The sequence below is a fragment of the Novosphingobium rosa NBRC 15208 genome (genome assembly GCF_001598555.1).
In the GTDB taxonomy this organism is placed as follows: domain Bacteria; phylum Pseudomonadota; class Alphaproteobacteria; order Sphingomonadales; family Sphingomonadaceae; genus Novosphingobium; species Novosphingobium rosa.
The window spans coordinates 25,125-34,282 of record NZ_BCZE01000033.1; the positions used below are offsets into that span (position 1 = coordinate 25,125).

A 9,158-nucleotide genomic window follows, 5' to 3' on the forward strand; every position below is an offset into this window, starting at 1 on the left:
CGCCGGCCCTTCTGCATGCGCGGGACTGATGTGGAGAGAGGATCAGCCCGCGACGGCAGCACGCTCCTCCAGCAGGCGGACATAGGAGGGCAGCAAGGCGGCAAAGGCCTTGAAGCGCGGATCGGCGATACGCCCCGTGGCGGACAGATGCGCGCCGACAGAAATGATCGCCGCCACCTTGGCCTGCCCCAGCACGGCATAGCGCTGGATGTCGAAAGCCTGTCGCCCGGTGCCTTGCTCCCATTCCGCGATCATGCGCTCGGGCGACCACCATCCCGGCAGTTCGAAACCGGCCGCCGCCAGCGAGGCCTCGCCCTGATCGTGGAACATCAGAACATAGCCCAGATCGAGCAGGGGCTCCGACACTTGCGCCATTTCCCAGTCGAGCAGGCCGGTCAGCCGCCCTTCATGCCACAGGCAATTGCCGTGCTTGGGGTCGCCATGCACCGGGGTGGGCGGGCCGGATTCGCGCGGTGGGCGTTTGGCCAGATCCTCCAGTACGGCGATCAGGGGGCGCATGGCCTCGGCCCCGCGCGCCACATCGAGCCAGTGCTGGATTTCCTCCGTCACGCTGCGCCCGCCGGGCGGCATGGCCGAGGCCGGCATGGCATGCAGCGCCAGCAGCGCATCGAACCACTGGCGGCACACGCTGTCGGCGCCCGCCACGGGATCGGCGGCCAGCCATGGCGGCACGGTGTATTCGAAGGCCTCGCCATCGATGCGCCCCATCAGGAAGAAGGGATCGCCCAGCACATCGGGATCCTCGCAAAGATCCAGCACCGGAGGCAACGGCACCCCCGGCGCGGCCTTGCTGACCGCCGACAGCACGGCATGCTGCCGTGCCATGTCATAGGGCGGCAGCAGACCTTCCTCCGAGGGCGGCAGGCGCAGGATTTCATCCAGCCCCTCCACCAGATAGGTCTCGTTCGAATGACCTGCCGAAAGGGTCTTGACCCCGGTGATTGCTGCCCCCCGCGGCAGCCACCCGCGCAGGGCGCGGGCAAGGTGGTCGGTGTCGCGCGCCATGGCGGTCAGACCAGCGTGTTGGCGGCGGTCAGTCCCAGATCGGGATGCGCGCCGTGGATGATCGTTTCCATGATGCCATAGCCCACCGCATCGCCTTCGCGCACGCGGATCGGGCAGTCACGCAACTGCCGGATGCGTTCCAGCGTCTTGCGGTCCAGCGTGTCGGCGAAAGCCTCGCCTTCCACGGTGAGTTCACCCTGCCAGCTGCCATGCTTGCGCCCGTCGAAACCCAGATAGAGGCCCGGCCCCAGATGCACGCCCGATGTGCCCATCACCTCGATCTCGACGCTATGGGTGCCGCCCTGCAGCATGTCGAAATGGACCGTGCCGCCCAGCAGACGCCGCGTCGCATCGTCATAGCGCAGTTCGGGGCGGACGCGGGCCACCTTTTCCTGCGTGCCATCCGGATGGTTGCGATAGCCCGATGAGTAGAACACCCGGCCCTGCTTGACCTGATGGTAGAAGTGATAGGCGACCTTCTCGCCGTTGGGGGAGACCAGCATGAAGGGGCTCCACACCAGAATGAATTCGCCCTCGCCAAAGCGGGCGTCGCCGAAATCGGCGGTGGGGCGGATATCGGCATTATGCGCGCCGACATCGAGGCGCACGCCCCAGCTGTGATCGCGATATTCTGTCCATTCATCCGGATCGATGGTGATGCGCTCGCCCTCGATCTCGACCCAGCCCGAAGGCACGCCGATCTGGTGATAGCGCACCACATCCGAACCGACGCGGAAGCCGTCCTTCTCGCGCTGGCGATGGCGGTCTTCGAAGAAGGGCACCATTTCGGAGGTGAAGGTGACATCGAAGGCGATCGGCTGATGCTCGTTGGGGGCGAGGGCATAGCGCACCTGATGCAGCGGCTCGATGATCTCATAGGTGAGGGGGCCGACGCTGGTGACCAGTGGATCGTCGCGCAGTTCGCGGTTGGCGCGCACCGTCCATTGCTGCCCCCCGCGTGAGACCGCCGCCCAGCCATCCATGACGCCGCGATTATGATAGCGCCCAAGCCCGAAATCGATCGCCAGAGCGCCGTCCTTACGGACCATTGCGGTCCAGATTTTTTCGGTCCAGCTATGATCGGGCGTGGCGGCGGTGGCGAATGTATCGACGATCTGGTGGTTGAGCATCTCGTCCAGCGCGGTGATCATGCCGATGTCTTCCATGGCATTGCGCACGAATCGCGTGGGAGAATTGGGCAATATGACGGTCATTTCCGACTCCAATCTCTATGCTGGATTTCCGGGTTTGGGCTTTTTTGCCCTGCCTTGTGTGGCTCCTGTTCCCAAGATTGATGTATAAAGCGTCGGACGATTTCGTCCAGTTAAATTTGCACGAGTGCTGATGCGAGAGCGCGGAAAGCCTGAAACTTCAAGGGTTACGGCCTTTCTGAGGTGCCATCCGCTCTGGCGTCTGGCTCGCTTCATCCTTGCTCAAGCATTGCCGGACGAATCCATGATATGAAATCGTCGAACGATATTGACGGATTTTATCGCCGGGATTAGGCTCCCTCTCAGTGAGACTGGCGGCGCGTTGCGGATAGCCGGTTCGCGAGAGGGAAGGATGACGAGATGGCTAAAAAGATATCTTGGGCCCTGCTTGGCGTTTCCTTGAGCATGCTGGCCTGTGCCCAGCAGGCCAGCGCCGAGGATGCCGCTGCTCCACCGAAAGCCGAATCGGGCAAGCCCGACATCGGTCCCGCCGATATTGTGGTGACCGCCAACAAACGCGAACAGTCGATCAACACCGTGCCGCTCAGCATCACCGCCGCCACCGGCGACACGCTGATCAAGCGCGGCATCAACAGCACATCGGATCTGGCCAAGATCGTGCCAGGTCTGACCGCCCAGCCTTCCCCCTTCAACACGCCGGTCTATACGCTGCGCGGGGTGGGCTTTTATGAATCAACGCTTTCCGCCTCGCCCACGGTGGCGGTCTACACCGATGAAGTGCCGCTGCCTTTCAGCGCCATGACCAAGGCCGCCTCGCTCGATCTGGAGCGCGTCGAGGTGCTGAAAGGGCCGCAGGGCACGCTCTTCGGCAACAACACCACCGGCGGCGCGATCAACTATGTCGCCGCCAAACCGACCAATGTGCTGTCGGCAGGCGTGAATGCCAGCTTCGGGCGCTTCAATGCGGTGGATCTTCAAGGCTATGTCAGCGGGCCGATCACCTCCAATCTGAAGGGCCGTATCGCCGCCCGCGTGGTGGGCAGCGGCGACTGGCAATACAGCGCGACCCGCGCCGATACGCTGGGCGCCCAGCGCGAATTGCAGGGCCGCATCCTGCTCGATTGGGAGCCGACCTCGCGGCTGACGGTCTCGCTCAATGTGAACGGCTGGCGCGATCGCTCCGACACGCAGGCGCCGCAGCGCATCGCAACCTTTATTTCGGTGCCGGGCAATCCACCTGCTGCGGCGACTCTGGCCTACCCCTATCCGGCGCGCAATGCTCGCGCGGCGGACTGGTCGACCAATGTCGGGCCACTGCGCAACGATGACTATTTCCTGCAGGGTGCCTTGCGGATCAATTACATACTCAATCCGAACATCACTCTAACCTCGGTCACCGCTTACGAGCGCTATAAAGAAAATTCGACATCGGATTACGATGGCACCGCGCGCAATGTCGCCGACAATTTCGTGCGCGGCTATATCGACACAGTGTCGCAGGAACTGCGGCTGACCGGCAAAATGCCCCGCCTGAACTGGGTGCTGGGCGCCAATTACGAATATGACTGGACCTATGATCGCCTCTATTACAACTTCGGAGATTCGACGACATCATGGGTCGGCCCCGATCACATGACCTTCACCTCCAATTTTACCAAGCAGGATGTGCAGACTGCCGCCGTCTTCGCCAATGCCGAATATGAGGTGATTCCCAATCTCACCTTGCAAGGTGGCCTGCGCTACACCGACAGCCGTCGAAAATTCAGCGGCTGTACGCTGGACGAACCGGGTGGTGGCGTTGCCAATGCCTTTACTGCGATCGAATCGGGAATCAACACCACCGGCAATTTCATCACCATTCCCGAGGGCAGCTGCGTCACCTTCCATGGGTCGCCAGACATCAACGGGGTCAGTGGGCTCTATGGCGTCCCCTACATCGCCCCCATCCAGAGCCAGTTGAACGAACACAATCTGTCATGGCGCGGTGGCATCAATTACAAGACCGCTAATCATGGCTTGCTCTATGCAACGGTGAGCCGTGGCTACAAGGCGGGAAGCTTCCCCACGACATCGGCGTCTTTCGACACGCAATATAAGCCGGTCAAGCAGGAGTCGCTGACCGCTTATGAAGTGGGTTTCAAACAGCCTTTGTTCGGGCGGGCGCTGCATGTGAACGGCGCGGTCTTCTATTACGACTATAAGGACAAGCAGCTGCGCGGCCGTATTCTTGATGCGGTCTTCGGTCCACTCGACGCGCTGGTGCAAATCCCCAAGTCGCGCGTCTGGGGTGCCGAGGCCGATGTCACCGCAAGGCCAATGAAAGGCCTGAACCTGAATGTGGCCGCCACCTATCTCGACACCAAGATCCTCAATTTCACCGGCTATAACAATGCCGGCGTGTTGCAGAGCTACGCGGGAACGCCGTTCCCCTATGCGCCCAAATGGCAGGTGGTGAGCAGCGCGGATTATGATTTCCCGATCAGTTCGCGGTTGAACGGCTTTGTTGGCACGGCGTTGACCTACAATTCGGCGACTCAGGCCAGCCTTGGCTCGATCCCCGAACTGGCGATCAAATCCTATGCCCTGTTGGATGCCCAGATCGGCTTGCGTGACCCCGACGACAAATGGCGTTTCCAGATCTGGGGCCGCAATCTGACCAACACCTACTATTGGGTCAACGCACTGCAAAGTCAGGATGTTTACCTGCGTTACACCGGCAGGCCGGTGACCTATGGCATGAGCTTCAACTATCGCTTCTGACAGCGGGAGGGCGTCTGGTTCAGGCCAGACGCCCTTTTGCAACCAGGGCGAATAGCGATTGTTCATCGCTCGATTTCGTCGTACGATATCCATGAAGAGACAGCCGCGCAAAGCGGCGCCCAGAGGATGATCCGGTGCCGCTCCGGAACCGATGCAGGCATCGAGACAGCGAGGTATGTCCATGGCTTCCCAAGCAATCACGTCGCAGCCGATCGGCAAGGATGCCCCTCGCATGGCGCCGCCACTTGTCGAGCGTATTCCGCCGATTCCCTCGCGTGAGCATCGGCTGGGGCCTTTGACGCGCCGCCGCCTGAACCGTTTCTATGCAGCGCTGGCGGTGATCTATCTGGCGGCGCTGTTCCCGGTTGCGGCGGATCTGGCGCCGCGCTGGCAGGCGCTGGGGCTGGGGATCATGCTGCCGGGCGGAGGCTTCCTTTATGCTGGCGGGGTGGTCGGCGTGATCGCGGCGACGGTGTCGCTGGCAGCGTTCGCGTGGATCATGTTCATCTGGTGGGCGCGCGGCGTGATCCTCGGGCCGCCGGCGGTGCTGATCGGCAGCGCCCTGCTTTCTTCATGGTGGGTGCAAGGCCGTGCCGGCGTGCCCGCCATGGCCTATGCGATCCCGGCAGGGATGGCGGGGCTGTTCCTCTGGCTCGCATGGCAGCGGCGGCAGCGCTTTGCTGCGCAGCAAGAGCGTGGCAAGGAGTTGAACATCAGCCTCGCCAAGGCAGAACCGATCCTGCGCGATGCTCCCATCGAAGCCTCCGATGAAATGCCCGAGGGGCAGATCGCCGAGTTCCGCCGCATGCTCGATCTGGCCCTGCAGCCGGTGGACAGCTGGAAGGGCTTCGGCATGGACGACACATGGCAGGATGGCGCCTTGCGCTATCAGATCTGCACGATGTCGTGGAATCTGGCCTTTGGGCAATACACCCAGCTTCCGGCGTTCCATGGCTATCTCAACCGGGCGCAGGAAAGCCTGATCCGCAAGCATATCGACCGCAAGACGTGGAATTACTGGTTCTGGGAAAGCCTGTGGGGCAATTTCGAGATCCGCAAGAACCCCGTCGCCATCGACAACATCATGCTCTCGGGTTTTCTGGGCGTGTCGCTGGGCCTGTTCGAGACGGCCAGCGGCACCTCGCCCTTCGCCCGGCCCGGCGCGCTGACCTTCCGCTGGGATGACAGCACGGCCTTCGCCTACAACCACGAAACCATGCTGGAAGAGGTGGTGAAGAACTTCCGGCGTTATGATCTGGGCTGGTTCCCTTGCGAGCCGCGCTGGATCTATTCGATGTGCAATCTTGTCGGCCGCACCAGCCTGGCGTTGCATGATGGGCGCCATGGCACCGATATGGTGTCTCGCGTGGGCGAACGTTTCGAACAGACCATGGCCGAGGAAATGATGATGGCCGATGGCCGCATCAAGGTCTGCACCTCATCGCCCTTCGGCTTTCAGGTGCCCAGCCTCTCGGGCCTGTTCGGCGAGACATGGGGCATCCGTTTCATGACGCCGCATGCCCCCGATCAGGCCGAGCGGCTGTGGCATGTCCTCAAACAGGATTTCATCAAGCTGCGCCCCGATGGCACGCTGGATTACAAGCTGCTGCCGCTGGGCTGGGACACGCGCAAGCCGGCCAATTTCTCCTATGATCAATGGCCCGAACTGATCCCGCTGACCATGACGCTGTGGGCCGCTCAGGAAATGGGCGATGAGGATATCATCACCGCCACCCGCACCACCATCGACCGCGACTATGGCGCGGGCATGTCCGACGCCATGACATGGACCCGCACCAACACGGTGCGCGATATGGTCAACAAGGGCCTGCCCGCAGCCTGGCGCACTGGCCCCCTGCTGGCCGAGGCGCCCTATCCCGAGGTGATCGTGACCCGCGCCGTCAGCGATGGGGCGGCGCTCAATCTGGCGCTGCGGGCCGGGGATCAGCCGGGGGTGCGCTCGCTGGGCTTTGCGCGGCTGGTGCCGGGGCGAAGCTATCGCGTGGTGCAGACGGGGCAGCAGCTTGTGGCGGGGGCCGATGGCCGCGCCTCGCTTGAGGTCTTCGTCGACCGGCGCAGCCCGCTCGATCTTGTGCCGCAGGTCTGAGCCATGGCCTGCTGCCTCCTTGCCGCTTTGCTGATGGCGCATGTGATGGCGGTGCTGCGGCGCTGGGCGGTGTTCTGGGGCCTCGCCACGCCCCGCCCGGAGGAACCGCAGGATACTGCCCTGCGTCATCTGCGGAGCTGGCTGGCCCGGCCCGCAGTGCGCGCGGGCCTGGCGTGTCTGTTCGCGGTGGAGGTCGTGCTGGGCGGCTGGTGGGTCTACACGCAGCATGGCGAGCATCTCTATCAGCTGGCCGATACGGCGGTGGGGCGGATGCGGGGTCAGATCGTGGTCTATGCGCAATATTGCACGGGCGGCGATCCGGGGCAGGTGCGGCGGATCGTGCTTCCGCGCGCGCAGCATTAAGGGTTTGATATCCCGATGACTCAGGAGTTTGCTGGCAAGTCGGCAATCGTCACCGGAGCCTCGCGTGGGATCGGGCGAGCCGTGGCGCAGATGCTGGCGGCACGCGGCGCGAAGGTCGTGGTGGTGGCCCGCGATGCCGCGGGGATCGAGGAGACGGCCTCAGCCATTGCCGCGCAGACCGGCATGCCTTGTGTGGGGCTGGCGGGCGATGCCGCGCGGGCCACAACCGCCGAAGCGGCGGTGGCGAGGGCTGTGAACGCCTTTGGCAGGCTGGATATTCTGGCCAACATCGCTGGCTGGTATCCCACGGCGCGGGTGGAGGACACCAGCGATGAGGATTTCGCCACCACCATCGCCAGCAATCTGGGGGCCAGCTTCGCCATGTGCCGCGCGGCGGCTCCCGCGCTGCGGGCCGCCGGGGGCGTCATCGTCAACATGTCCTCGACGGCGGCGCGTTTTCCCACGCCGGGGCTGGCGGCGTATAGTGCGGCCAAGGCGGGGGTCGAGGCGTTCACCCGCAGTCTGGCCGCCGAACTGGCGCCCGCCGTCCGGGTCAATGCGGTGGCCGCCGGGCCGACATGGACCGAAACGGTGCGTGATCTGATGGAGCAGGACAGTACGGGCGCCGTGCAGGCGGTGACCGCCAGCCTGCCGCTTGGGCGCCTGGCCGAAGCGGAGGAGATTGCCGAGGCCGTGCTGTTTCTCGCCTCAAGCCGGGCAGCGGTTGTCACTGGCCAGATCCTTTACGCCAATTGCGGCGGGCATATGGCCTAAAGCGTTTTCAAGCCGGGTGCTTGCGCCCGGCGGCCCGGAAAACGCGGCGGAGCCAAGAGTCAAATGGAGGTCGAGAAGGCGTGATCGGGCAATTCGCTGATGATCTTGTGGGTGCTGGCGAAATGCTTGCGCATGGCGCGCTCGGCGGTGGCCGGATTGCGCTCGACCACGGCCTTGGCGATCCGCAGATAGCCGCCCGCATGCATCTGACGTTGCCGTTCGGACAGGGCGCTTTCGATCTGGGCGCGGAACAGCTCGGTGCGTGCCATCGGCATGGCGCGCGACAGTTCCCGGTTGCCGCCCACCTCGATCAGCACCGCGTAGAAATTGCGCCGCTGCTGCATATAGACGGCGCGGTTGTGATGCCGGGCCGCCTCCTCGATATCGGCGGTGACCTTCATTACCTGCGCGACCTTTTCCGGGGTGTCGCAATGTTCGGCGGCCAGACGCCCGGCGAGGCAGAACAGAGGTTCGAGCATCTGGAGCAGATCGAACACCGTCTTGCGATCGAAGGCCGAGATATAGGCGCCGCGGAAACGCGTGAGGGTGACGATGCCCTCGCTGGCCAGCCGCTTGAGGGCCTCGCGCAGCGACCCACGGCTGATCCCCAGCCGACGCATCAGATCGGGTTCCACCAGATGCTGGCCGGTGGCGAAAGTGCCCGCGCGGATGCCCTGCAAGATCGTTTCAGCCACCTTGTCAGAGGCGGCGGCATCGGCAGACGGCGCGGCGTCTGGTGCTATAGCAGGAATCGGCTGAAGGGTGGCGGGGCTGTCGGTCATTTTGCCATTCTGGTTTATTTTACCGCCTCTCGGCAAGGGTCTATGCATCCGAGTGTCGATGGGGCCGGTTTTCAAAAGGCTTTGCCCCATTGATGAAGGAAGCAAACATGTCTGTCCCCCGCAACGACTGGACTCGCGCGGAGATCGCGGCCCTTTTCGACCTGCCCTTCACCG

Annotated in this window: 7 protein-coding genes; 4 read left to right on the top strand and 3 right to left on the bottom strand. The window is 63.5% G+C overall.

Going from position 1 to position 9,158, the window contains the following annotated elements; all coding sequences use genetic code 11:
• Window positions 1–42 precede the first annotated feature (42 nt).
• The gene (locus SR3_RS13585) at window positions 43–1,026 is read right to left on the bottom strand and encodes a phosphotransferase family protein (RefSeq protein ID WP_068086836.1); all 984 of its coding nucleotides are present in this window, start codon (window positions 1,024–1,026) and stop codon (window positions 43–45) included.
• Between the two features lie 5 nt (window positions 1,027–1,031).
• Window positions 1,032–2,240 (bottom strand): hypothetical protein, encoded by a 1,209-nt coding sequence (locus SR3_RS13590; protein WP_068086839.1) that lies wholly within the window; start codon window positions 2,238–2,240, stop codon window positions 1,032–1,034.
• 357 nt (window positions 2,241–2,597) lie between these two features.
• Between SR3_RS13590 and SR3_RS13595 the strand changes: the two genes are divergently transcribed.
• The 4 genes from SR3_RS13595 to SR3_RS13610 all read left to right on the top strand — a co-directional run bounded on the left by SR3_RS13595 (window position 2,598) and on the right by SR3_RS13610 (window position 8,202).
• Window positions 2,598–4,958 (top strand): TonB-dependent receptor, encoded by a 2,361-nt coding sequence (locus SR3_RS13595; RefSeq protein WP_068086842.1) that lies wholly within the window; start codon window positions 2,598–2,600, stop codon window positions 4,956–4,958.
• 232 nt (window positions 4,959–5,190) lie between these two features.
• On the top strand, window positions 5,191–7,065 hold the full coding sequence (locus SR3_RS13600; RefSeq protein ID WP_157098836.1) for a linalool dehydratase/isomerase domain-containing protein: 1,875 nt from the start codon (window positions 5,191–5,193) through the stop codon (window positions 7,063–7,065).
• Window positions 7,066–7,068: 3 nt separating this feature from the next.
• The gene (locus SR3_RS13605; protein ID WP_157098837.1) at window positions 7,069–7,428 is read left to right on the top strand and encodes a hypothetical protein; all 360 of its coding nucleotides are present in this window, start codon (window positions 7,069–7,071) and stop codon (window positions 7,426–7,428) included.
• Window positions 7,429–7,443: 15 nt separating this feature from the next.
• Window positions 7,444–8,202, top strand: coding sequence for an SDR family NAD(P)-dependent oxidoreductase (locus SR3_RS13610; RefSeq protein ID WP_084455528.1), 759 nt, complete (start codon window positions 7,444–7,446; stop codon window positions 8,200–8,202).
• Window positions 8,203–8,261: 59 nt separating this feature from the next.
• On the opposite strand, the gene SR3_RS13615 is transcribed toward SR3_RS13610, so the two are convergent.
• Window positions 8,262–8,984, bottom strand: coding sequence for a GntR family transcriptional regulator (locus SR3_RS13615; RefSeq protein WP_068086854.1), 723 nt, complete (start codon window positions 8,982–8,984; stop codon window positions 8,262–8,264).
• Window positions 8,985–9,158 lie beyond the last annotated feature (174 nt).